15 protein-coding genes are annotated in these 23,119 nt (G+C 70.8%); 6 read left to right on the forward strand and 9 right to left on the reverse strand.

Going from position 1 to position 23,119, the window contains the following annotated elements:
• Positions 1–24: 24 nt before the first annotated feature.
• The 5 genes from QBJ89_RS13135 to QBJ89_RS13155 all read right to left on the reverse strand — a co-directional run bounded on the left by QBJ89_RS13135 (position 25) and on the right by QBJ89_RS13155 (position 5,900).
• Positions 25–768, reverse strand: coding sequence for a glutaredoxin (locus QBJ89_RS13135; RefSeq protein WP_277980933.1), 744 nt, complete (start codon positions 766–768; stop codon positions 25–27).
• A 251-nt stretch (positions 769–1,019) separates the two neighbouring features.
• On the reverse strand, positions 1,020–2,030 hold the full coding sequence (locus tag QBJ89_RS13140; RefSeq protein ID WP_277980934.1) for a glycosyltransferase family 4 protein: 1,011 nt from the start codon (positions 2,028–2,030) through the stop codon (positions 1,020–1,022).
• 52 nt (positions 2,031–2,082) lie between these two features.
• Positions 2,083–3,654, reverse strand: coding sequence for an alpha-amylase family glycosyl hydrolase (locus QBJ89_RS13145; RefSeq protein ID WP_277980935.1), 1,572 nt, complete (start codon positions 3,652–3,654; stop codon positions 2,083–2,085).
• 112 nt (positions 3,655–3,766) lie between these two features.
• Positions 3,767–4,525, reverse strand: a complete 759-nt coding sequence (locus QBJ89_RS13150) for an arginyltransferase (protein WP_277980936.1) — start codon at positions 4,523–4,525, stop codon at positions 3,767–3,769.
• A 133-nt stretch (positions 4,526–4,658) separates the two neighbouring features.
• The gene (locus QBJ89_RS13155; RefSeq protein WP_277980937.1) at positions 4,659–5,900 is read right to left on the reverse strand and encodes a threonine ammonia-lyase; all 1,242 of its coding nucleotides are present in this window, start codon (positions 5,898–5,900) and stop codon (positions 4,659–4,661) included.
• 65 nt (positions 5,901–5,965) lie between these two features.
• On the opposite strand from QBJ89_RS13155, the gene QBJ89_RS13160 reads away from it, so the two are divergent.
• The gene (locus QBJ89_RS13160) at positions 5,966–6,295 is read left to right on the forward strand and encodes a hypothetical protein (RefSeq protein WP_277980938.1); all 330 of its coding nucleotides are present in this window, start codon (positions 5,966–5,968) and stop codon (positions 6,293–6,295) included.
• Positions 6,296–6,477: 182 nt separating this feature from the next.
• On the opposite strand, the gene QBJ89_RS13165 is transcribed toward QBJ89_RS13160, so the two are convergent.
• The gene (locus tag QBJ89_RS13165) at positions 6,478–7,200 is read right to left on the reverse strand and encodes a DUF4163 domain-containing protein (protein ID WP_277980939.1); all 723 of its coding nucleotides are present in this window, start codon (positions 7,198–7,200) and stop codon (positions 6,478–6,480) included.
• A 42-nt stretch (positions 7,201–7,242) separates the two neighbouring features.
• On the opposite strand from QBJ89_RS13165, the gene QBJ89_RS13170 reads away from it, so the two are divergent.
• Positions 7,243–8,925 (forward strand): amidohydrolase, encoded by a 1,683-nt coding sequence (locus QBJ89_RS13170; protein WP_277980940.1) that lies wholly within the window; start codon positions 7,243–7,245, stop codon positions 8,923–8,925.
• 152 nt (positions 8,926–9,077) lie between these two features.
• On the opposite strand, the gene QBJ89_RS13175 is transcribed toward QBJ89_RS13170, so the two are convergent.
• Positions 9,078–9,347: a hypothetical protein gene (locus QBJ89_RS13175; protein ID WP_277980941.1), complete on the reverse strand. Its 270-nt coding sequence runs from the start codon at positions 9,345–9,347 to the stop codon at positions 9,078–9,080.
• A 253-nt stretch (positions 9,348–9,600) separates the two neighbouring features.
• Here QBJ89_RS13175 and QBJ89_RS13180 point away from each other — a divergent pair, with 253 nt between their 5' ends.
• Positions 9,601–12,498, forward strand: coding sequence for a TonB-dependent receptor (locus QBJ89_RS13180; RefSeq protein WP_277980942.1), 2,898 nt, complete (start codon positions 9,601–9,603; stop codon positions 12,496–12,498).
• Between the two features lie 146 nt (positions 12,499–12,644).
• Here QBJ89_RS13180 and QBJ89_RS13185 read toward each other — a convergent pair whose 3' ends face one another.
• On the reverse strand, positions 12,645–15,329 hold the full coding sequence (locus tag QBJ89_RS13185) for a TonB-dependent receptor (RefSeq protein WP_277980943.1): 2,685 nt from the start codon (positions 15,327–15,329) through the stop codon (positions 12,645–12,647).
• Positions 15,330–15,542: 213 nt separating this feature from the next.
• On the reverse strand, positions 15,543–15,707 hold the full coding sequence (locus tag QBJ89_RS13190; RefSeq protein ID WP_277980944.1) for a hypothetical protein: 165 nt from the start codon (positions 15,705–15,707) through the stop codon (positions 15,543–15,545).
• A 128-nt stretch (positions 15,708–15,835) separates the two neighbouring features.
• On the opposite strand from QBJ89_RS13190, the gene QBJ89_RS13195 reads away from it, so the two are divergent.
• The 3 genes from QBJ89_RS13195 to QBJ89_RS13205 all read left to right on the forward strand — a co-directional run bounded on the left by QBJ89_RS13195 (position 15,836) and on the right by QBJ89_RS13205 (position 23,116).
• Positions 15,836–17,824 carry an autotransporter assembly complex protein TamA gene (locus QBJ89_RS13195; RefSeq protein ID WP_277980945.1) on the forward strand — a complete coding sequence of 663 codons (1,989 nt, stop codon included), beginning with the start codon at positions 15,836–15,838 and terminating at the stop codon, positions 17,822–17,824.
• 8 nt (positions 17,825–17,832) lie between these two features.
• Positions 17,833–21,939 carry a translocation/assembly module TamB domain-containing protein gene (locus QBJ89_RS13200; RefSeq protein WP_431522538.1) on the forward strand — a complete coding sequence of 1,369 codons (4,107 nt, stop codon included), beginning with the start codon at positions 17,833–17,835 and terminating at the stop codon, positions 21,937–21,939.
• 103 nt (positions 21,940–22,042) lie between these two features.
• Positions 22,043–23,116: an alpha/beta hydrolase gene (locus QBJ89_RS13205; RefSeq protein WP_277980947.1), complete on the forward strand. Its 1,074-nt coding sequence runs from the start codon at positions 22,043–22,045 to the stop codon at positions 23,114–23,116.
• Positions 23,117–23,119: the final 3 nt, after the last annotated feature.

Raw genomic sequence — 23,119 nt, forward strand, 5'->3', positions numbered from 1 at the left:
CCCGTGCCGGGGAGGAGTGAAATGTCACCGCAGCGCCATCCACAGCGCCATCGCGACCATCATGACATTCTCGGTGAGCGACACGAAGCCGAGCGGCACGCGGGTCGCGCCGCCGACGCACGCGCATTTCAGCTCGCGCCGGTCGATATACACCGCCTTGATCACCGACACCGCGCCGATCCCGCCAATCACCAGCGCGATCGGCACCGACAGCCAGTCGGCCGCATGCGCCGCCATCAACACCCCCGCCAGCCCCTCGGCATAGGGGTAGACATAGCCGTAGCGCACCCATCGCCGCGCCAGCAGGTCATAGTTGAGGAACATGGTCGAGAAGGTCTCGACATCCTGCAGCTTGAGTAACGCGAGCACGCACATGCTGAAGGCGATGAACCACTCGCCCGCGCGCACCGTCAGCGGCGAGCCATAAGCCGCGTGGCTGGCGGCGAGCGCCATCAGCGCGGTCATCGCGAAGACCGCGATCACGGGGCGGTAGCTGGTCTCGCCCGCCGCAGGAAGGCGCTGGCCGAAGTGGCGGCGCAGGTCGTCGTAGCCGCCGACGCGCTCGCCCGCGATGAAGGTCTGTGGCGTGGTCTTGACGCCGTGGCCGGCCTTGAAGGCGTCGGTCTCCTCGCGCGTGCGCAGCGGGTGGTCGTCCACGGTGAAGCCGCGGCGCTCGAGCAGGTCCTTGGCCTTGAGCCCGTACGGGCAAGTGTGGCCGGGCATGACCATGCGGTACAGCGTGGCGCGGCGGTCGGGGGCGGCGGTCATGCGTGGGAGATAGGCGGCGTGGCGCCGCTCGCCAGCGCGCGGTGGGTGCGGGTGGTGAGCGGCGGCTGATAAAGCTGGATGTCGGCCGTGATCCGAAGCTCTTCGCCCCGCCCTTCTGTTATCCCGGATTTGGTCCGAGATCGACCCCTCCGCCTGCTCACCGGCCGCTGCGTGCGCGGCGCCGTGGATCCCGGACCAAGTCCGGGACGACGCTAAGGGTTGAGGCGGACCGGGCGTCCGACTCGCGCCCCCTATCCGATGATCCGCCGGTACAAAGCTGCGTACTCGTCGGCCATGCGCTCAACGCTGAACCGCTCCTCGACCTGGCGGCGGCAGGCGGCGCGGTCGAGGTCGTCGACACGCTCGATCGCCTCGACCGCCTGGTCGACGTTCTCGACCAGGAAGCCGGTGACGCCGTGCTCGATCAGCTCGGGCATGGCGCCGCGGCGGTTGGCGATCACCGGCGTGCCGCACGCCATCGCCTCCACCACCGAGAGGCCGAACGGCTCGTCGAAGTTGATCAGGTGCAGCAGCGCGCGCGCGCGCCCCAGCGCGGCGACCCGCTCGGCCCCGCCGACCGCGCCGTGCCACGTCACGCCCGCGCCGCCGCCGAGCGCGGGTGCCACCGCGCGCTCGTAATAGCCTTGGTCCTGGACGATGCCATAGAGGTGGAGCCGGCGCGCGCTCGCGCGCGCCGCGGCGATCGCTTCCTCCGCACCCTTGTCGGGGTGGATGCGACCGAAGAAGAGCAGGTCGTCGCTACCCTGCGGATCGAACGCGAAGTCGTCGAGCGGGATGCCGTGGTGGATCGTCGCGGCATAGCGCAGCGCGGGGTGACGGTCGGCGTCGCTGATCGCGACATAATGGACGCGATCCTGGAACGGCTGGTACATCGGCAGGATACGGTCGGACGAGAAGCCGTGGATCGTCGTCACGAGCGGGGTGTCGACCAGCCGCGCGAAGGCGTGCGCCGGGAAGTCAGCCTGGTTGTGGATCAGGTCGAACTGGCCGGCCTGCTCGAACACGTGCGCGAGATGGCGGTACTCCCACACCTTGGCGTCGATGCTCGGGTCTTCCGAATAAGGCGCGGGGACGACACCGTCGAGCGTGCCCGCGGTGAGGCTGTCGAGCGTGGCGAACAAAGTGACGTCGATCCCGCGCGCGACCAGCGCCTCGGTGAGCAGGTGCGTGACAAGCTCCCACGGGCCATAGTGGCGCGGCGGGGTGCGCCAGGCGATCGGGGCGAGCATGGCGATCTTCATGCGTGGTCCTTCGTCATGCGGGGTAAGGGGCGCGCTCGCCTGATCAGTTCGCTCACCGCATCACCACGCCCTCGTCCCCTCGCAGCACGCCGCCACCGCCGCCCTCCAGCGTCGACAGCAGCACCTCGCCCTCGAACGGCAGCGGGCGCGGCTCGGCCGAGAGATTGAGCGCCACGCGCAGCACCGTGTGGCCGTGCCGCCGCTCATACGCCAGCACGTCCGGTGCGGCGTCGAGCAGCGCGAAGTCGCCGATCGCCAGCGCCGGTTGCGCGCGGCGCAACGCGAGCAGGTGGCGGTAGAGCGCCAGCATCGAGCGCGGATCGGTCTCCTGCGCGGCGACGTTGCGCGTGCGCCAGTCGGGGTTGAGCGGCAGCCACGGCTCGACCGCGGAGAAGCCGGCGTGAGGGCTCGAGTCCCACGGCATCGGGGTGCGCGAACGGTCGCGGCCGATGCCGATGCCGGGCTGGCGCAGCTCCTGCGGGTCGCGCACGCGCTCGGGTGGGATGTCGACCTGCGCGATGCCGAGTTCGTCGCCCTGGTACAGCGTCGGCGTGCCGCGCAGCGTCAGCAGCAGCATCGCCGCGACGCGCGCCTGCGCCGCGCCGACCCGTGCGGCGATGCGCGGCGCGTCATGGCTGCCGATCACCCAATTGGGCCAGCCGTGTGGCGGCAGCGACGCCTCATAGTCGGCGATCACGCGCCGCAGCGACACGGCGTCCCACGCATTTTCGATCAGCTGGAAGTTGAAGGGCAGATGCACCTGCGGCCGCTCGGGCGTGCCGTACCAGCGCGCGTGGCGGTCGTTGGGGAGGAAGATCTCGCCGATCAGCACCCGCTCCCCATAGCTGTCCGCCAGCGCGCGCATCTCGGCGGCGATGGCGTGCGCCTCGGGCTGGTCGGTCGAGTGCTGCTGGATCAGCCGGTCGCGCTCGGTGATGCCGGGGCGCCAATAGGGGTTGGCCGGATTGTCGGGCAGACCCTCGGCTTTGACGATGTGCCACAGCACGTCGATGCGGAAGCCGTCGACGCCGCGGTCGAACCAGAAGCGCATGACGTCGAGCATCGCCGCCTTGAGCGCCGGGTTTCGCCAGTTGAGGTCGGGCTGCTGCTTGAGGAAGGCGTGGAGGTAATATTGCCCGGTCGCCGCGTCATAGTCCCACGCCGAGCCGCCGAAGTCGCTGATCCAATTGTTGGGCGGCCCGCCGTCCGGGGCAGGGTCGCGCCAGATGTACCAGTCGCGCTTCGGGTCGGTTCGGCTCGAGCGGCTCGCCTGGAACCAGGGGTGCTGGTCGGACGAGTGGTTGGGCACGAAGTCGAGCAGCAGCCTGAGCCCGCGCGCGTGCGCGGCGGCGAGCAGCCGGTCGAACGCGGCGAGGTCGCCGAACATCGGCTCGATCCCGCAATAATCGGCGACGTCATAGCCGAAATCGGCCATCGGCGAGGGGAAGATCGGCGACAGCCAGATTGCGTCGACGCCGAGTGCGGCGACGTGGTCGAGCCGGCGCTCGATCCCGGCGAGGTCGCCGACTCCGTCGCCGTCGCTGTCCTGGAACGAGCGCGGGTAGATCTGGTAGACCGTGCCGCGCTCCCACCAGGGCGGCGGCGGATCGTCGGGCTGGCTCATCGCCGGGGATAACCGTTCGGCGCCCGAGATGTTGCGTCGGACGGTGTTGCGCGCGAGGCGAGGCAGATCCCACTCACGCCAGCAACTGGAGTGTGCCGTCCAACGCCATCCCTCACACCCGGATCGCGGCGCTCTCCTCCTCCGGCATCAGCGTCCAGCCGCGTGGGCCGAGCATCTCGAGCGGGCGATAGCGCGTCTTGTACGCCATTCGCGCCGACCCTTTCACCCAATAGCCGAGATAGACGTAGGGTAACCCGGCCTCGCGCGCGCGCGCGATGTGATCCAGGATGATCAAATTGCCCAGCCCCGGCCGCGCGTCCTGGTCGGTGGCGAAGAAGCTGTAGACCATCGACAGGCCGTCGGTCTGGCGATCGGTGAGGCAGGCGCCGACCAGCCGGCCGGGGCGGTCACCCACGGACGGCTCGCGATATTCCACCACCACCGAATTGACCGGCGACTGCTCGACCATGTCGGCATAGTCCATCTCGTCCATGCCGATCATCCCGCCGCCGGGGTGGCGCGCGGCGAGATACTGGCGCAGCAGCTGATATTGCTCGTCGGTCGCCCAGGGGCGGCACGCGCTCACCTCGAGGTCGGCGTGGCGGCGCATCAGCTTGCGTTGACTCGCGTTGGGCTCGAACTGGTGCGTCAGCACGCGCACCGAGACGCAGGCGGCGCAGCCCGCGCAGCTCGGCCGATAGGCGACCGACTGGCTGCGGCGGAAACCGATGCGGCCGAGCGCGTCGTTGAGCTCACCCGCGTTGGGGCCGCTCAGCTCGGTGAAGACCTTGCGCTCCTGCCGGCCCGGCAGATACGGGCACGGCTGCGGGCTGGTGACGAAGAAGCGCGGAAATCGAAATGGCGCGGTCACCGCCTTCAGCCTCCTCTTCGACTCCGCCCCAGTGCGTAATCTGCCATATGTAGGGTCGCGCTGATGGTGAAAAGTGGATTCACCAAGATTTCCACGCCATTGCCCCACCCATCACGGTTCAGGCGAGATCGACTCAGGCGAGGTCGACGGGGCGCACCTCATAGCCGGCCTCGCGCAGCGCCACGATCAGCCGGTCGAGATGGGCGCGGTCGCGCGCCTCGCACTCGATGTCGGTGATCAGGCCCTTGGCGGGCAAAGTGGTGAACACGCGCTGGTGGTAGATCTCGATGATGTTGACCCGCTCGCGATCGAACACGCGCATGACGCCGTACAGCGCGCCGGGCTGATCCTGCAGCTGGAGCCGCAGCCGCGCCAGCCGCCCCGAGCGCGCGAGGTCGCGCAGCAGCACGTTGGCGAGCAGCCGCGTGTCGATGTTGCCGCCGCACAGCACGACCCCGACGGTGCGCCCTTGGAAGCGCTCGCGATGCGCCAGCAGCGCGGCGAGCCCGGCGGCGCCCGCGCCCTCCACCACGGTCTTCTCGATCTGGAGCAGCAGGCTCACCGCCTCCTCCAGGCTGCGCTCCGAGACGAGCACGATCTCGTCGACCAATCGCGCCACCATCTGCGCGGTGATGCCGCCCGGCTCCTTGACCGCGATGCCCTCCGCCAGCGTGTCGCCGGCGCAGGCGAGCTGGGTCGCGTTGATGCGGTTGTACATCGAGGGGTAGAGCTCGGCCTGGACGCCGACCACCTCGATCGGGCGCGCGGCGGCGCGCGCCACCGTCGCCATGCCCGAGATCAGCCCGCCGCCGCCGATCGGCACCACCAGCGTGTCGATGTCGGGGTGATCCTCGAGCATCTCCACCGCCACCGTGCCCTGGCCGGCGATGATGCGCGGGTCGTCGAACGGGTGGACGAAGGTGAAGCCGCGCTCCGCCTCGAGCAGCCGCGCGTGCGCGTAGGCGGCGTCGAACGTGTCGCCCTCGAGGATCACGTCGGCGCGGTGCGCCTGCGTCTGCGTGACCTTCACGGTCGGCGTGTTGCGCGGCATCACGATCGTCGCGGGCACGCCGAGCCGGTTGGCGTGATAGGCCAGCCCCTGCGCGTGATTGCCCGCCGAGGCGGCGATCACGCCCTTGGCCCGCGCCGCCTCGGACAGCTGGAGCAACGTGTTGAGCGCGCCGCGCTCCTTATAGGCGGCGGTGAACTGGAGGTTCTCGAACTTGAGATAGACGGTCGCGCCGGTCAGTTCGGAGAGCGTGCGGCTGATCAGCGTCGGCGTCCGTACGATCGAGGGCGCGATGCGCGCGTGCGCGACGCGGACGTCGTCGATCGAGACGGGCAGGGCGGGATCGGACACGGGTAGGCTGGCCATCGCGCCGTGCTAGCCGATGATCGACGGGAGAGGAACACCCCCGCGTTGACGCGCATTGGTCATCGGTGCAGCGCTACTTCTTCTCGCTCCGGATCGCGCTGCTGGTGATCGTTGCGGGCGTGGCGGTGAGCGCGATCGATCTGGCGACGCGCGGCTTCGTGGTGGTGTACGACCCGCATGCGCTGATCGCGGGGGCGGTGCTGGAGGACGGGCTCGGCGCGCGACGCCAGCCGCTGCGCGCGTTCGCGCGCGATTATTGGGCGACGCGTCCGGCGTTCGACGGCCAGGTGCGGCTGCTGTGCCGCAGCGGGCGCGAGGTGCTGCGCGCCGACGTCGTGCCGGGCGAGCAGACGAGCTACACGGTGACGGCGGCGGATTGCCGGCCGGGCGGGTGAGGGCAAGCTGCGTGCCCGGTCAGCGCGCCCGTCGCCATTCTCGTCATCCCCGCCGCGGCGGGGATCCAGCCGCGCTGACGTCGCGCTTCTAGCCGGACCGTCAGCGTGTCCGAGTTCCCGCCTCCGCGGGAATGACGGAAGAGAGGTGCTGCGAGGTCTTGGCCGTTGGCCGAGCGGCTTCGTCACCGCCCGGCCCGAAACAGCTCGCGCCACTCGGGTCGCACCGCAGCGAGCAGGTCGGGCGTCATCGGCACGGTCATCTCGTACATGCCTTCCACGTAGGCGCCCGCGACATACTGCCCTGCGATCAGCCCGACACGGTCGACCGCGCGCCGATCGGTCGAGCCGAGCAGCATGGTCAGCTCGGCGATCTTGGGGCAGGGGAATGTCGCGTCGTTCGGCACCGCGCCGCCCGTCCGACGCGCGCGCTCGCGCGCCAGCCACGCGCACCAGCGCGGGCCGAGCACCCGCTGCACCGTCTCCGCCGACATAAACAGCGCACGCGGATCGAGCCGTCGCGACCGCGCCTTGTCCCACACGATCGACTCGATGATCGTGCCGCCGTGCGCTCCGCCGGTGAAGCGATAGGACTCGGCCGAGAGGCTCAGCAAGCGAGGGGTCTCGGTCACCACCTTCCACGTCCGCGTGCCTTCATGCTGGTGGAAAGGATAGCGCTCCTTCGCCCGCTCCGCGCGGTCCGCGTCGGCGTCCCGTGCGACGGTCTGCCGGAAGCGCACGCGGTCCTGCTCGAGCCATCGGCGCAACCGCGGGACGCGCGTTGCCGCGGGTGGGATCGCGTAAGCGAAGGTGTACGCCGCGTCCCTCTCTGCCGCCGTCGGCGCCGCGGACCCCACCAACGCCGCGCCGACCGAGACCATGATCCACGCCCGGCCTGTCGCCCGCATCGCACCCTCGCCAAAATCGATGCGCGATCATATGGCGGTTGCATGAACCGCCGCTTGCTCTCGCGCCTGCTGGGCGCCGTCGCCGCGCTGACCTCGCTCGCCGCGGCGACCGAGGCCGCGGCCGACGCGCTGATCGACAATATTACCGGCCTCACGCTCGACCGTGATCAACGCGTCGTGCGCTTCAAGGCGATGGTGATCGACGCGCAGGGCAAGGTGGTCCGGCTGATCGCGCCCGACGAGCAGCCGCCCAAGCCGACAAAGAAGAACCCGGGCCCGCGCTACGACTGGCGCGCCGACATGAAGGGGCGCGTGCTCGTCCCCGGCATGATCGACGCGCACGGCCATGTCGTCCAGCTCGGCATCGCCGCGCTGACGCTCGACCTCTCCGACACGCGCACGCTCGACGAGGCCAAGGCCCGGATCGCCGCCTATGCGCGCGAGAACCCGGAGCGGCCGTGGATCGTCGGGCGCGGCTGGAACCAGGAAGTGTGGGGACTCGGCCGCTTCCCCACCGCCGCCGACCTCGACGCCGCGGTGGCCGACCGGCCGGTGGTGATGACTCGCGCCGACGGGCATGCGCTATGGGCCAACTCGGCCGCGCTTAAGGCCGCGGGGGTTACCGCGACGACGCCGAACCCGGCGGGCGGGCGGATCGAGAAGCCGCTCGGCACTTTGGTCGATCGCGCCACCGACCTGATGGAGAAGGTTGTCCCCAGGGTCAGCCCGAAGGACCGTACCGCCGCCTTTCTCAAGGCGCAGCAGATCCTGCTTGGCTACGGCGTCACCGCGATCGCCGACATGGGGACGAGCCTCGACGACTGGATGACCTATCGCCGCATGGGCGACACGGGCGCGCTGCGCGTGCGGATCATGTCCTACGCGCTCGGCATCGACACCGCGGTGACGATCGGCGGCACCGGGCCGACGCCCTGGCTCTACGACGACCGGCTGCGACTGGAGGGCGTCAAGCTCTATGCCGACGGCGCGCTCGGCTCGCGCGGGGCGTGGCTCAAGGCCGATTACGCCGACGCACCGGGGCAGCGTGGGCTCGGCTTCCTCAGCGACGACCAGCTGCAGAACATCATGAGCCGCGCCGCGATGGACCGCTACCAGGTCGCGGTTCACGCCATCGGCGATCGCGCCGACTCGCAGGTGATCGACTCGATCGCCGAGTTGTCGCAGACCTACACCGGTGACCGGCGCTGGCGGATCGAGCACGCGCAGGTGGTCGACCCCGCCGACTTCAAGTCGTTCGGTCGTTACGGCATCATCGCCTCGATGCAGCCGACGCACCAGACCAGCGACCGGCTGATGGCGGAGGCGCGGCTCGGCCCGGCGCGGCTGGCGGGCGCCTATGCGTGGAAGTCGCTGCTCGACAGCGGGGCGAAGTTGGCGTTCGGGTCGGACGTGCCGGTCGAGCGGCCCGATCCCTGGGCGGGCTGGGCCGCGGCCTTCACCCGAACCGATGCGAACGGCGAGCCCGCTGGCGGCTGGCACCCCGAGCAGGCGGTGACGCGCGAGCAGGCGTGGTGGGCCTATACCGGGGGCGCAAGCTACGCGGGGTTCGCGGAGGATCGCTTCGGGGTGCTGGCGCCGGGGCAGCGCGCCGACTTCCTGATCCTCGACCGCGACCCGATGCTCGCGGGCGCGTCGGAGCTGCGCCAGACCAAGGTGCTGGAGACGTGGATCGGCGGCCAGCGCGCGTGGGAGGCGGGGAAATAGGTAGGAGAAGGGGTGCCTAGAGCTCGCTCCTGATCCTCCCCGTGTAGGGGAGGATCGGCTCGCATCGCCTAAGCCGGACGATGATGCTCCGCACGACATAGCCGCTGCGCGAGGCGATCGCGCCGCGGCAAATGATCGTCAGCCCAATCGCCTCACTTCGTGCCCGACATCGTGCCGTTCGACAGGTCGCCGAGCGTGTCGCTGTTTTCCATCATCATGGCGTTGCCGCTCATGGCATTGTCCGGCGCCATCACGTCGCCCGCCGCGCCCGAGGCGGTAAGGCCGTTGGCCTGGCTCTCGTTGGCGACGACATTGTTGTTCTCGTCGGTCGTGATCGTCTGGTCGCCCTTGCCGCAGGCGCCGAGCGCGAGCGCGAGCGGGAGGGCGGCGAGGAAGGCGGCGCGGGGCAGGGCACGGGTCATGACAGTCTCCGTCGGCTGAACCGCGCCAACGTCGCGCCGACTGCGCTCGTTCCCTCATCGCCGCCGCCAAACCCGCTGTGTCCGGCGCGCCACAGCCCGCGCCGAGGCGGCTGAATACGTATGTGGCTTTCTTGTGACGCGGTCCGGCGCGGGACTAATCGGCGGCATCAACCCAGGCACGGTCGCACCAACGCGGCCGCCGGGACAGGGGAGGATCGTCTTGGACCGCTCGTCACTCATGGTATCGGCGCGCATGCGCCTCGTCTCGCACAGCAGCGGCGGTGCGCTCGCCGCGGCGCTGCTGCTCGTCGCGACCGCCGCGCAGGCGCAGGAGGCGCCGCCGCAGGCCGACGCGCCCACCGCCAACCCGACCGCCAAGGCGACGGTGGATCAGCCCGCCCCCGCGGCCGATCCCACGCCCGACGCCAACGCCAATCCCGATCCCACCGCGACCGACGCGGGCGCCGACGAGATCGTCGTGACCGGCATCCGCGCCAGCCTCGCCAAATCGGCCGAGATCAAGCGCAACTCGACGATCATCGTCGACTCGGTCTCGGCCGAGGACATCGGCAAGTTGCCCGACGTATCGGTCGCCGACTCGCTCGCGCGCCTGCCCGGCGTCACCGCGCAGCGGGTCGAGGGTCGCGACCAGAGCCTGTCGATCCGCGGTCTCGGCCCCGATTTCTCGACCACCCTGCTCAACGGGCGCGAGCAGGTGACCACCGGCGACAATCGCGGCGTCGAGTTCGACCAGTACCCGTCGGAGTTCTTCAGCAACGTCAACGTCTACAAGTCGGCCGACGCGTCGCTGATCGCGGCCGGCGTGTCGGGCACGGTAGACCTGCGCATGCTGCGCCCGCTCGACCAGAAGGAGCGGCTGTTCGTCGTCTCGGCGCGCGGCCAGATGAACGGCATCGGCAAGCGCAACCCGGACGGCCAGCGCTACGGCTATCGCGCCACCGCCACCTTCGTCGACAAGTTCGCCGGCGACACGCTCGGCATCTCGATCGGCCTCGCCGCGCAAGAATCGCCGACCAACTACGACAAGTTCGAGGCCTGGGGCTATCCGGGGCTCAACGACCGCAACGTCAACTGCGACGCCGCGGGCAACCCGTGCCTGCTGGGCGGCGCCAAGCCCTATGTCCAGTCGAACCTGCTCAAGCGCTATGGCGGGGTCGGCACGATCGAGTGGCAGCCGAGCGACTCGTTCCACTCGACCTTCGACGCGCTGTACACGCACTTCGAGGAGACGCAGCACCTGCGCGGGATCGAGTTCCCGCTCGGCTATAACGTCGCGCCCAATCCCGGCTCGGTGACGGTGCAGGACGGTTACGTCCAGAGTGCGACCTTCTCGCCGCAATATACCGTGCAGCGCAACGACCTCAACGAGCGCCGCGCCGACATGTACTCGTTCGGCTGGAACAACGATCTCAAGCTGTCCGACTCGGTCCACCTCAACGTCGACGCGAGCTGGTCGCACGCCAATCGCCAGGACGAGCTGATCGAGACTTATTCGGGCACCGGCTATGGCGGCACCGGGCAGCGCGACACGATCACGGTCACGCGCCAGGACAGCGGCATCTACTCGATCGTGCCGACGCTCGATTACACCAATACCGACGTGATCCGGATCACCGACCCGGGCGGCTGGGGCTATAACGGCACCAACGCGGTGGTGCAGGCGGGCTTCCAGAACCGCCCCAAGTTCAGCGACGACCTCAAGTCGCTGCGCGCCAGCCTGGCAGGCGACTTCGCCGACCTGGGCGTGATCCGCGGCTGGGAGGTCGGCGCCAATTACTCGCAGCGCGAGAAGAAGGCGCAATACACCTCATACTTCTACTGCCCGTCGGGCACGGGCACCGGCTGCACCGTGGCGAGCGGCACCACCACCTCGATCGCGGTGCCGAGCGACGTGGTGCTCGATCCGGTCTCGCTCGGCTTCATCGGCGTGCCCAACATCCTCGCGCTCGACTCGCGCGGCGTGCTCGACCTGCTCACCCCGGTGTTCGACAACCGCCCCGAGAGCCTCGCCAAGGTGTGGGGCGTGAAGGAGAAGGTCGCGACCGGCTATGCCAAACTGGTGTTCGACGGCACCGCCGGGGGCAAGGCGATGAAGGGCTCGCTCGGCGTCCAGGTGGTGCACACCGACCAGAGCTCGGACGGCCGCATCGCCGGGCTCAACGCCGGCGCGGTGACCCTGTCCGAAGTGTCGGGCGGCGCGAAATATACCAACGTGCTGCCGAGCGCGACGCTGTCGGTCGAGCTGATCCCGAGCGGCTTCGTCAAGATGGGCGCGTCGCAGACGATGGTGCGCCCGCGGCTCGACCAGGAGCGAATCTCGCAGAATGTCGCGATCACGCCGGGCAACGTCGGGCGCGGCTCGGACCCGCTCAACAGCCCCTTCTCCTCGGACGGCGGCAACTTCCAGCTGCGCCCGTACAAGTCGACCAACATCGACATGTCGTTCGAGAAATACTTCCCCGGCGGCGGCTATGTCGCGCTGACCGGCTATTACAAGCGGCTGACCGACTACGTCGATCCGAACAACAACGTACTCTACGACTTCTCGCCTTTGCTCAGCTCGCTCACCCCCGAGCAGCAGGCGATCGTGCGCGCGCAGAACGCGCAGAACGGCCTGTTCAAGCTGCCCGCCAACTCGGGCCGCGGCGAGATCCTCGGCGCCGAGGCGACACTGTCGCTGCCGCTGCGCATGCTGACCCGCTCGCTCGACGGCTTCGGCCTGTTCGGCAGCGGCAGCTACACCAGCTCGGCGGTGCGCTACGACAGTGCGCCGGCGGACACGCAGACGGTGCCGGGCCTGTCGAAGTGGGTGCTCAATGGCACCGCCTATTTCGAGAAATGGGGCTTCCAGGCGCGCACGACCTATCGCTATCGCTCGAGCTTCCTCGCCGAGGTGCGCGGCCTGTCCGCGACGCCGGAGCTGAACACCGCCAAGGCGGAGGGCATCCTCGACGCGCAGATCGGCTATGAATTCCAGAGCGGACCGCTCCAGGGTCTGGCCATCCTGGCGCAGGCGAAGAACCTGACCGACCAGGCCTTCTACCAATATACCAACGGCGACCCGCGCCAGGTGCGGCGCTACCAGCGCTACGGCACCGATTATTACGTCGGGCTGACGTATCGGTTCTGAGAGATACTCCCCGGCACGGGGAGGGGGACCGCGCCGCGCAGCGGCGTGGTGGAGGGGGCTCGCCGCATACGCACCGGTTCGTTTGCGGAAGCTCCCCTCCACCATGCTGCGCATGGTCCCCCTCCCCGCGACCGGGGAGGATGCACTCAGAACTCCGCGCGTGCGCCGAACAGGATCGTGCGCCCGTAGTAATTGACCTCGCCGAAGCGCAGCTCCTTGTCGTTGTAGGTGTTCTGCCGCGCGCCGGCGAGGTTGATCCCCTCCAGGCTGAGCGTCAGCTGCGGCGTCACCTTGACCGACAAATTGCCGTCGAGCGAGCCGAACGGCGCGACATAGCTCGGCGCCTGCACCGTGCTGCCGGTGCCGTTGAGATAGCGGTCGCGCCAGACGTAGGAGAGCCGCGTCGACACCGGCCCCATGTCGTAGAAGCCGACCAGGTTGAAGCTGTTCTTCGACAGGCCGAGCAGCTGGTCGCGGATCTCGCGGTCGCCGGCCTTATAGTTCGCCTGCACCGACGTGTGCGTGTACGACGCCTGCACGCCCAGCCCGTCGAGCGGCTTGGGCAGGAAGCTGAACACTTGGCTGTAGGCGAACTCGGCGCCATAGACCTTGGCGTCGCCGCCGTTGATCTGCGTGGACAGGCGAACGTTGCCGCGGCCCGGGATCGTGATGTCGACGTTGTTCTGCGTGATGTAATTGTCCAGCGCCTTGTAGAAGACTGCGCCCGACAGCAGCCCCGACGGCGCGAAATAATATTCGAGCGAGCCGTCGAACTGGGTCGCCAGGAAGGGCACCAGCTGCGGGTTGCCGCCGCTCGCGGTGGGCGCGTCGGTCGAGACGGTGATGCGCGGCGCGACATCCGTGACGTTCGGCCGGGTCAGCACGCGGCTGGCGGCGAGGCGGCCGACCAGCTTGGTGGTGAGATCGGCGCGCAGGTTGAAGCTCGGCAGCCAGTTGTTGAAGGTCTTCGGGAAGCTGGCGGGCGTCGCCACCGAGCCCGCGGTGAGCGTCCCGCTCGCGACCTGGTCGGTGTGGACGTAGCGCACGCCGACATTACCGCTCACCGCCACCGCGCCGACCGGGAATTGGTAGTCGGCACGGACATAACCGCCCGCAATCCGCTCCGTGACGGTGAAGCTCGAGCGTTGGTCGGCGAGCGACAGCGGCGCATTCTCCACCGCGGGTGTGAAGAAAGCGTCGAGATACGCGCTTGTCACGGGCACGAGGAAGGAGCGCGGCGCATTGCCGGAGACGCCCTTGAGGAAGTCGTCGAACGGCAGCTGCTCATAGGCGCCGCTGCCGAGCACGCGCAACGGCGTGCCGGCGGGCGGATTGACCAGGAAGTCGCGGCGGAAATAGTCGCGTCGACGGCGATGATATTCGCCGCCGGCAGCCAGCTTGGAAAAGAAGCCGTCGAGGTCGCGCGCGACGTCGGCGCGGGTGTAGAGATCCCAGTCTTTGCTGTCCTTTGGCGCGATGTTGAAGGTGTAGAGGCTGTAGTTGGCCGGGTCGGTGGCGTCGACCGGCGTGGTGAGGCTCGGCAGCACCTTGTAGCCGCCGGTCGCGTCATAGCTGAGCGGCGCGATGAAGATCGCGCGGCTGCGCACCGTGCCCTCGCGATAGTCGGGGTGATAGCTGTGCGCCGCCGACCAGTTGACGTCGGCCGAGAGGTGCCAGCGCTCGGGATTCCACCGCTGCTTGAGCCCGACCGTCACCAGGTCGTGGCGGTTGAGGCTATACTCGCGTGACGCCATGAAGCGGACGTTGTTGATCGTCGCCTTGGTGATCGTGTCGCCGTCGGTGACGACCGAGCCGGGCACGATCGACGATCCCGACGGATTATAGGTGCTCTTGCCGTCGTCGGGATAGATGTCGAGCCCGAACTCGTCGTATGCGACGTCGAGCCGGGTCGCGACGACGTCGAGGATCGTCTCCAGCTCGGCGGTCGGGCGCCACTGCGCCGAGATCATCCCCGACACGCGCTCGCGATCCTCGGTCTCCACCGTCGGCCGCGTGCGCGTCGGCGAGTAGAGTCCCTTGGGCAGCCCGCCCGTCGCGGCGGTGGCGTAGCGGTCGGCGATCCACCCGAACCCCATGAAGCGGTCGTTGCGCACCGACTTGGCCCAATATTGCGCGCCCGCCAGCAGCCCGAAGGTGCCGTCGTCGGTGGTGGCGCTGGTCAGCAGCGTCGCGTTGGGGCGCACCTTGTCGGTCTGCGTGGTATAGGTGCCGCGCAGGTTGAGCGTGGTCTTGTTGCCCACCTCGAGCGGGCGGAAGGTGGTGACGTCGATGTTGCCGCCGAGCGCGCCCTCGCTCATGTCCGCGGTGGGCGTCTTCACCACGTCGATGCGGGAGGTGAATTCGGCGGGCAGCATCTCGAAGCGGAACTGGCGGCCGTTGGCGCCGCCGTTCTCGATCAGGTCGTTGAGCGCGACGGTGCGCCCGTTCATCAGCGTGTTCTGGAACTGCGGCCCGAGCCCGCGGACGCTGACGTACAGCCCCTCGCCGCGCGGCCGCGTGATCGCCACGCCCGGGATCAGCTGGAGCGCCTCGGCGACGTTCTGCGTCGGGAACTTGCCGATGTCGGTCGAGCTGATCGAGTCGACGCCGTAAGCGGCGCGGCGCTTGGTCTCCACCGCGGCATCGATGCTGCGCGCGTAGGTGCCGTTGACGACGATATCCTCGCCGGGCTGGTCCGCGGACGTCGCGGCGTCGCTCGCCGGCGTGGCCGGGACCGCCGACGCGACGGTCTGCGCGTACGCGGTCCCGGTCAGTGAGGCGATGGTGACGAGCGCGGCCGACGCCCGAAGCAGGCCGACATACGATGGCATGATATGTACCCCCAAGCGGCATGAGTGCCGTCTTGGCGCGGGCCGCTACGGGGGCCCGATGTAAACGCCGCGACGTTTTCGCGACGTTTTCGTTACGACGACGCACTTTCCGGCGTGATATCGCTAATTCGGGTAGGTGGGTGCGCCGCGACGCGCGGTGCCGCTCTTGCTCGCGCTAGCGCAGGGACACGGCGGGTACGTCGAGGCGATCGGCTAGCGGTCGCGCCACCACACCCACAGCGCGATCGCCACCCCCAGTGCCAGGCCGGCCAGGAAGCCGATCGTCGGCTCGCCCGCGATCAGGCCGAGGATCGTGCCGCCGAGGATCAGGGCGGCGATGGGGAAGCCGCCGGCGAGCGGGGAGCGGGAAGGAGGCATTGGCGCGCTGTGCCACGCCGTCGCCGCGCACGCCAGTCGCGACCGACCGTGCCGGACGCGCGATCCCAACCGCGATTGGTCGGTTTTCCCCCCTTCTTCTCTCCACCTGCGGCGGCTAGACGGAGTGGATGAGGCCGGACGTGGGGCGGCGCGGCGCGCTGGTCTGCGCCGTGGTCGGCGTGATGACAGGAGCTGTACCGGCGCGCGCGCAGCAGGCGCCGGCGATCGCTACGCCGTCGCCGTCTCAGACCGACACCGGCGCCGCGCCGCCAGCGCTCGACGACGTCGACCCCACCGCACCGCTCGCCGCCTTGCCCGACATCGGCGTCGACTGGCCCGATCTCAGCGCGGCCCCCGCCGCGGCCGTGGCCGAGCGCGCGCAGATCGGCGCCACCACGCGCTACGCCTGGCGCATCGACGGGCTCGACGCCGCGGGCACGCCGCTGCTGCGCCAGCGCTTCCAGGAGCTGTCGGTGCTCGCCGGCAACGACGGGAAGGAGGCCAACCCGGCGCAGCTCGACCGCCGCGCACGGCAGGATGCCGGGCTGCTGCTCACCCTGCTCAAGGGCGAGGGCTATTATGACGCCACCGTCGCGACGCGGTTCGAGCGCGCGGAGAAGCGCCCCGTGGTGGTGCTGGTGGCGACGCCGGGGACGCTCTACCGCTTTGCCGGCGTGACGCTGGCGGGCGTCGAGGCCGCGGGGGCGAAGGCCCAGACCCTACGCGACGCGTTCGCGGTGCATCCCGAGGACCCGGTCAACAGCGACGCCATTGCCGCGGCCGAGGCTAACCTGCGCACGCGCGCGGGCGAGGAGGGCTTCGCCTTCGCGCGGATCGGCGATCCGCAGGTGGTGGTCGATCGCGCGGCGCAGAGCGCGACCGTGTCGGTCGAGGTCGCGCCGGGTACCGCACGGCGGTTCGGGCGGATCACCGCCAACCCCGACAATCGCGTGTTCGACGCCGCGCACGTCGCGGATATCGCGCGCTTCCAGACCGGCGATTCCTATGAAGCGTCGCAGCTCGACGACCTGCGCCGCGCGCTGGTGCAGACCGGGCTCGTCTCCACCGCCGAGGTGCGCGCGGTCGCGGCGGGCGACCCGTCGGTGGTCGACGTGGCGGTGCGGCTCGAGCCGGCGCCGCCGCGCACGGTCGCGGTCGAGCTCGGCTACGGCACCGGCGAGGGCGCGCGCTCGGAAGTCAGCTGGACCCACCGCAACCTGTTCCCGCCGGAGGGCGCGGTGACGCTGCGCGGCGTCGCCGGCACGCGCGAGCAGCTCGGCCAGGTCACCTTCCGCCGCAACAACTTCCACGCGCGCGACCGCGTGCTCACCGCGCAGTTCGCCGCGGCGCACCTGCTGCGCGACGCGTACGAGGCCAACACGCTGTCGCTGTCCGCCGCGCTGGAGCGGCAGACCAACATCTTCTTCCAGAAGACCTGGACCTGGTCGCTCGGTGCCGAGCTGGTGGCGTCCGACGAGCGCGACGTGATCCTCTCCACCGGCGCGCCGCGCCGCCGCACCTTCCTGATCGGCGCGCTGCCGACCAGCCTGGGATATGACGGGTCGGACGACCTGCTCAACCCGACGCGCGGCTTCCGCCTCGCCGGTCGGGTCAGCCCCGAGCTGTCGCTGCAGAACCGCGCCTTCGGCTATACCCGCGTCCAGCTCGACGCGAGCGCGTACCAGCCGGTCACCAAGGGCACCGTGCTGGCGGGGCGCGTGCGCGCGGGCACGATCCTGGGCGCGCCGCGCGACCAGATCGCGCCGTCGCGGCGTTTCTACGCGGGTGGCGGCGCCTCGGTGCGCGGCTACGGCTTCCAGTCGATCGGCCCGCGCGACCCCAACAACGACCCGATCGGCGGGCGCAGCCTCGCCGAGTTCGCGGTCGAGGCGCGGATCCGGACGTTCGGCAATTTCGGCGTGGTGCCCTTCTTCGACGGCGGCAACATCTACACCGGCGGCCTGCCCGACCTCACCGGCTTCCGCTACGGCGCGGGCATCGGCGTGCGCTATTACTCGAACTTCGGCCCGATCCGCGTCGACCTGGGCACCCCGATCAACCCGCAGAAGGGCGACAGCCGGCTCGCGGTCTACGTCTCGCTGGGGCAGGCGTTTTGAGCCGCGTGCTGCGCTATCTCGGGCTGGCGCTCGCCGCGCTGGTCGCGCTGGTGCTGCTGGTCGTGTTCGTGCTCGACACCGGCGTCGGGCACCGCTTCGTCGCGGACCGGATCAACGCGCTGCGCCCCGACAACGGGTTGCGCTTCCGCCTCGGGCGGATCGACGGCTCGCTGTACGGCCGCGCCGAGCTGATCGACTTCCGCCTGTACGATCCCAAGGGGCTGGTGCTGACGGTGCCGCGCGCGCGGCTCGACTGGTCGCCGCTCGCCTGGTGGCACAACCGGCTCGACATCACGTCGCTCGACATTGCCACTGCGACGCTCGCCAAGCTGCCCGAGCCGCGCGACACCGGGCGCAGCGGGCCGCTGTTGCCCAAGTTCGACATCGCGATCGGACGGCTCGCGGTCGACCGGCTGGTGGTCGCGCCGCGGGTCACCGGCGTGGTGCGCTACGGCCGGCTGCGCGGGCGCGCCGACATCCGCGACGGCCACGCGCTGGTGGACCTCGCCGCGCTGGTACAGGGCAGTGACTCGCTCGACCTGCGGCTCGACTCGCGCCCCGATGCGGGCCGGTTCGACCTGGCGGCGCGCGCGCGCGGCACCGCGCGCGGCGTGCTGGCGAAGCTCACCGGGCTCAACCGCGCGCTCGCGCTCGACGTCGCCGGCGACGGTGACTGGCACCGTTGGGATGGGCGCGCGGTGGCGCAGGCCGGTGCGGCGCGCGTGATCGACCTCGCGCTTGCCAACCGCGACGGGCGCTACCGGCTGATCGGGACGGTGGCGCCGAGCATGGTCGCCGGCGGCAAGCTCCAGTCGCTCACCGCGCCGCGTGTCGCGGTCGATGGGAATGCCACCTTCGCCAACCGGCGGCTCGACGGCGCGCTGTCGCTGCGTTCGCCCGCGATCGCCGCCGAGGTCGAGGGGATGGTCGATCTCGCCGCCAGCGCGTTCCGCAACGTACGGGTCAGCGCGCGGCTGCTGCGCCCGGCGGCGCTGTTCCGCAACATGACCGCGCGCGACATGCGGCTGCGCGCCATCCTCGACGGCAATTTCCGCACCTTCTCCTTCGACTATCGCCTCACCGCGGACCGCTTCGCGTTCGACGACACCGGCTTCGAGCAGGCGCGCGCGGCGGGGCGCGGACGCTGGTCGCGGACTCCGGTGCTGGTGCCCGCGCGCTTCACCGCGGCGCGCGTCACCGGCGTCGGCGACGTCGCCGGCGGCATCCTGCGCAACCTCAGCGTCGACGGCGTCCTCAAGGTGACCGCCACCCAGGTCACCGGCGACCGGCTCCGGCTGCGCTCGGACCAGCTGGCCGGCGAGATCGGACTCCAGCTCGACCTGCGCACCGGGCGCTACGACGTCGCATTGAGCGGGGGGCTTGGGCGGTATCTCATCCCCGGCATCGGGCTGGTGCAGGTCGATTCGCGGCTCCAGGCGGTGCCCGGCCCGGGCGGCCATGGCACGCGCGTGGTCGGGCACGGCACCGCGCGCGTGCTGCGGCTCGACAACGCTTTCTTCCGCTCGCTCACCGGCGGGCTGCCGCGGATCGAGACCGAGCTGGAGCGCACGCCGGACGGCATCCTCCATTTCACCCGACTGGTGCTCACCGCGCCGACGCTGCGGCTCGCGGGCAACGGTTATCGCCGCCGCGACGGCACCTTCTTCTTCGAAGGCGCGGGGACGCAGGGGACGTACGGGCCGGTGACGCTGCGGCTCGACGGCAGGATCGAGCGGCCGACGCTCGATCTCGTCTTCGCGCGCCCCAACGCCACCTTGGGGCTCGCCGCGGTGCGCGCGCATCTCGACCCCAGCGCGCAGGGCTTCGCCTTCACCGCGGCAGGGGGATCGCGCCTCGGCGACTTCACGGGCGCCGGACAGATCGTGCTGCCGCCGGGTGACGGCCAGTCGCGCATCCTGGTCGAGCGGCTCGACGTCAGCGGCACGCGCGCGACCGGCGCACTCGACATCGTCGACGGCGGCTTCCGCGGGCGCCTGACCGTGAACGGCGGCGGGTGGAGCGGCGCGCTCGACTTTGCCCCCGTCGGCGAGGTGCAGCGCATCGCGGCGCAGCTCCAGGCGCGCAACGCCCGCATCGGTGGCGTCGCATCGGTGCGCGTGGCGCAGCTGCAGTTCACCGCGCTGCTCGATCCCGCTGGCACCAAGCTCGACGCCTCTGCGCGCGGCGCCGGGCTGCGCCACGGCGCGCTGTCGGTGTCGCGCTTCGACGGCACGGTCGCGCTGGCGGGCGAGAGCGGCGAGATCCGCGCCGCGATCGCTGGTTCGCGCGGGGTCGGCTTCCGCGTCCAGACCGTCACCGCCGTCACGCCGGACGGCTATACCGTGCGCGCCAGCGGCAGCATCGGCCAGCGCCCGATCCGGCTCGACACGCCCGCGGTGCTGCGCCGCGACGGCGACGCCTGGACGCTCGCGCCCACCAAGCTGAGCTTTGCGGGCGGCTCGGCCGAAGTGTCGGGCCGCCTCGGCGACGATGACACGAGCGTCCGCGCCACGCTCGCCAACCTGCCGCTGGCGGTGCTCGACATCGGCTATAGCGGGCTCGGGCTGGGCGGCAGCGCGAGCGGCTCGCTGCGACTCGACGCACGCGCGGGCGCGGCGCCGACCGGGCGCGCCGACCTCACCGTGCGCGGGCTGACCCGATCGGGGCTGGTGACCTCGTCGACGCCGGTCGACATGGGACTGGCGGCGGTACTCGCGCCCGACCATGCCGGCGTGCGCGTGGTGATGCAGTCGGCGGGCAAGATCGTCGGGCGCGCGCAGGCGCAGCTCAAGCCGCTCGGCAGCGGCAGCCTGGTCGAGCGGCTGTCGCGCGCCGGGCTGTTCGCGCAGGTGCGCTACAGCGGACCCGCCGACACCTTGTGGCGGCTCACCCGGATCGAGCTGTTCGACCTGACCGGCCCGGTCGCCTTCGCCGCGGACGTCACCGGCACCACCCAGGCGCCGCAGCTGCGCGGCGTGGTGCGCGCCGCGGGCGCGCGGATCCAGAGCGCGACCACCGGCACGTCGATCACCAACGTCGCGGCGACCGGGCGCTTCAGCGGCGCGCGGCTCCAGCTCGACCGCTTCACCGGCGACACGGCGCGCGGCGGTAAGGTGTCGGGCAGCGGCTGGTTCGACCTGCGCCCGACCGGCGTCGCGCTCGACCTGCGCGTCGACGCCGATCACGCCGTGCTGATCGATCGCGACGACATCGGCGCCACCGTGACGGGGCCGATCACCTTCCGCTCGGACGGCGACGGCGGCGTGATCGGCGGCGACGTGCGGCTCGACACCAGCCGCTACAAGTTCGGCCAGGCCACCGCCGCGAGCGCGCTGCCGCAGGTGTCGGTGCGCGAGATCAACGTGCCCGGCGGCGACAATGCCGACGACGAGGTGGCGGCGCCGTGGCGGCTCGACGTCCGCGCGCGCGCACGCAACGGGCTGATGGTCACCGGCCTCGGCCTGTCGAGCGAATGGACCGCGCAGGTGCAGATCGCGGGCACCCCGACCGACCCGGCGCTGACCGGCCGCGCCGACCTGGTGCGGGGCGATTATGAGTTCGCCGGGCGCGAGTTCGAGCTGTCGCGCGGGATCATCCGCTTCGCCGGCGAGGTGCCCGCCAATCCCGCGCTTGACATCGAGGCGAGCGCCAACACCACGGGGCTGAACGCCACGATCCGCGTCACCGGCGTCGCGCTCAAGCCCGAGATCAGCTTCACCAGCACGCCCGCGCTGCCGCAGGACGAGCTGTTGTCGCGGCTGCTGTTCGGCACCTCCATCACCAACCTCTCCGCGCCGGAGGCGCTCCAGCTGGCGGCGGCGGTGGCGGCCTTGCAGGACGGCGGTGGCGGGCTCAACCCGATCAACGCGGTGCGCCGCGCCGCCGGGCTCGATCGGCTGCGGATCCTGCCCGCCGACCCGCAGACCGGTCAGGGCACGTCGATCGCGGCGGGCAAATACGTCACGCGGCGGATCTACGCCGAGATCATCACCGACGGCGCCGGCTATTCGGCGACGCGCGTCGAATTCCAGGTGACGCGCTGGCTGTCGCTGCTGTCGTCGATCTCGACGCTGGGGCGGCAGAGTGCCAACGTGCGCGTGTCGCGCGATTATTGACGTGCGTGGCGCTTGGTGGCCGGAACGGTCCGGCGGCCGGCGCGATGGCGGCGCTGCGGCGCGAGTGAGCGTGAGGGGGGCGAGGATGCGAGTGGAATGGTGCGTGGCCGTGGCGGCCGCGCTGGTGATCGGTGGCAGCGCGGCGGCCCAATCGCCCGCCGCGCTCAACGACGCACCGCCTGCGCTGGCGCCGGCCGCAGCCGCGTCGCCTTCGGCGGTCGCGGACGACATGAAGTCGGTGCTGGAGCAATTGCCGCTGCTCGGCGCCCGGCCGATCGCGACGCTCACCCCGGTCGAGGCGCGGCTCGAGCCTACCGCGGCAGACGCCTACAATGCCGCGATCCGCAAGTCGGGCATGTCGGTCGCGCCGGACGCGACGGTGACGACGCAGGACCTCGCCTATGGCACGGACCCGATGCAATATGCGCGTATCTACCGGCCGGGTGCGGCGGCGGGGACGGGCGCGCCGCTGCCGCTGCTGGTCTATTATCACGGCGGCGGCTGGGTGCTGGCGGATCTCACCGCCTATGACGCGACCCCGCGGCTGCTCGCCAAGCAGCTCAATGCGATCGTGGTTTCGGTCGAGTATCGCCGCGCGCCCGAGTTCCGCTTCCCCGCGCAGCACGACGACGCTGCCGCGGCCTATGGCTGGGCCGTGCAGAACGCCGCCGCCTGGGGCGCCGACGCGACGCGGGTGGCGCTGGCGGGCGAGAGCGCGGGCGGCAATCTCGCGCTCAACACCGCGATCTACGCGCGCGACCATGCGCTGGCGCGGCCGGCGCACGTGCTCGCGATCTATCCCGTGGCGAACAGCGACCCCGCGCTGCCGTCCCGGCGCGACGCCGCGGGCGCGGTACCGCTCGACACCGCGATGCTCGGCTGGTTCGCGCATTATTACAGCGCGAACGCTGGCGACGCCGCCGATCCGCGGCTCAACCTGGTGCGCGCCGACCTGCGCGGGCTGCCGCCGGTGACGATCGTCAACGCGCAGATCGACCCGCTGCGCTCCGACGGCGAGACGCTCGCCCAGGCGCTGCGCGGCGCCGGCGTGAGCGTACAGCAGCGGACGTACAGCGGCGTGACGCACGAGTTCTTCGCGATGGGCCGGCTGGTGCGTGGCGCCTATGACGCGGAACTCTTCGCGGTGGCGCGGCTCAAGTCGGCGTTCGGTCTGTGAGGA

The organism is Sphingomonas phyllosphaerae (assembly GCF_029623345.1).
Taxonomy (GTDB): Bacteria; Pseudomonadota; Alphaproteobacteria; order Sphingomonadales; family Sphingomonadaceae; genus Sphingomonas; species Sphingomonas phyllosphaerae_C.

Excerpts from the sequence above, each read along its gene's own strand:
- QBJ89_RS13185 (WP_277980943.1), bottom strand. The coding sequence starts at position 15,329 with ATGCCATCGTATGTCGGCCTGCTTCGGGCGTCGGCCGCGCTCGTCACC.
- QBJ89_RS13140 (WP_277980934.1), bottom strand. The coding sequence starts at position 2,030 with ATGAAGATCGCCATGCTCGCCCCGATCGCCTGGCGCACCCCGCCGCGC.
- QBJ89_RS13170 (WP_277980940.1), top strand. The coding sequence starts at position 7,243 with ATGAACCGCCGCTTGCTCTCGCGCCTGCTGGGCGCCGTCGCCGCGCTG.
- QBJ89_RS13165 (WP_277980939.1), bottom strand. The coding sequence starts at position 7,200 with ATGCGGGCGACAGGCCGGGCGTGGATCATGGTCTCGGTCGGCGCGGCG.
- QBJ89_RS13195 (WP_277980945.1), top strand. The coding sequence starts at position 15,836 with ATGAGGCCGGACGTGGGGCGGCGCGGCGCGCTGGTCTGCGCCGTGGTC.
- QBJ89_RS13145 (WP_277980935.1), bottom strand. The coding sequence starts at position 3,654 with ATGAGCCAGCCCGACGATCCGCCGCCGCCCTGGTGGGAGCGCGGCACG.
- QBJ89_RS13155 (WP_277980937.1), bottom strand. The coding sequence starts at position 5,900 with ATGGCCAGCCTACCCGTGTCCGATCCCGCCCTGCCCGTCTCGATCGAC.
- QBJ89_RS13175 (WP_277980941.1), bottom strand. The coding sequence starts at position 9,347 with ATGACCCGTGCCCTGCCCCGCGCCGCCTTCCTCGCCGCCCTCCCGCTC.
- QBJ89_RS13135 (WP_277980933.1), bottom strand. The coding sequence starts at position 768 with ATGACCGCCGCCCCCGACCGCCGCGCCACGCTGTACCGCATGGTCATG.
- QBJ89_RS13180 (WP_277980942.1), top strand. The coding sequence starts at position 9,601 with ATGCGCCTCGTCTCGCACAGCAGCGGCGGTGCGCTCGCCGCGGCGCTG.
- QBJ89_RS13190 (WP_277980944.1), bottom strand. The coding sequence starts at position 15,707 with ATGCCTCCTTCCCGCTCCCCGCTCGCCGGCGGCTTCCCCATCGCCGCC.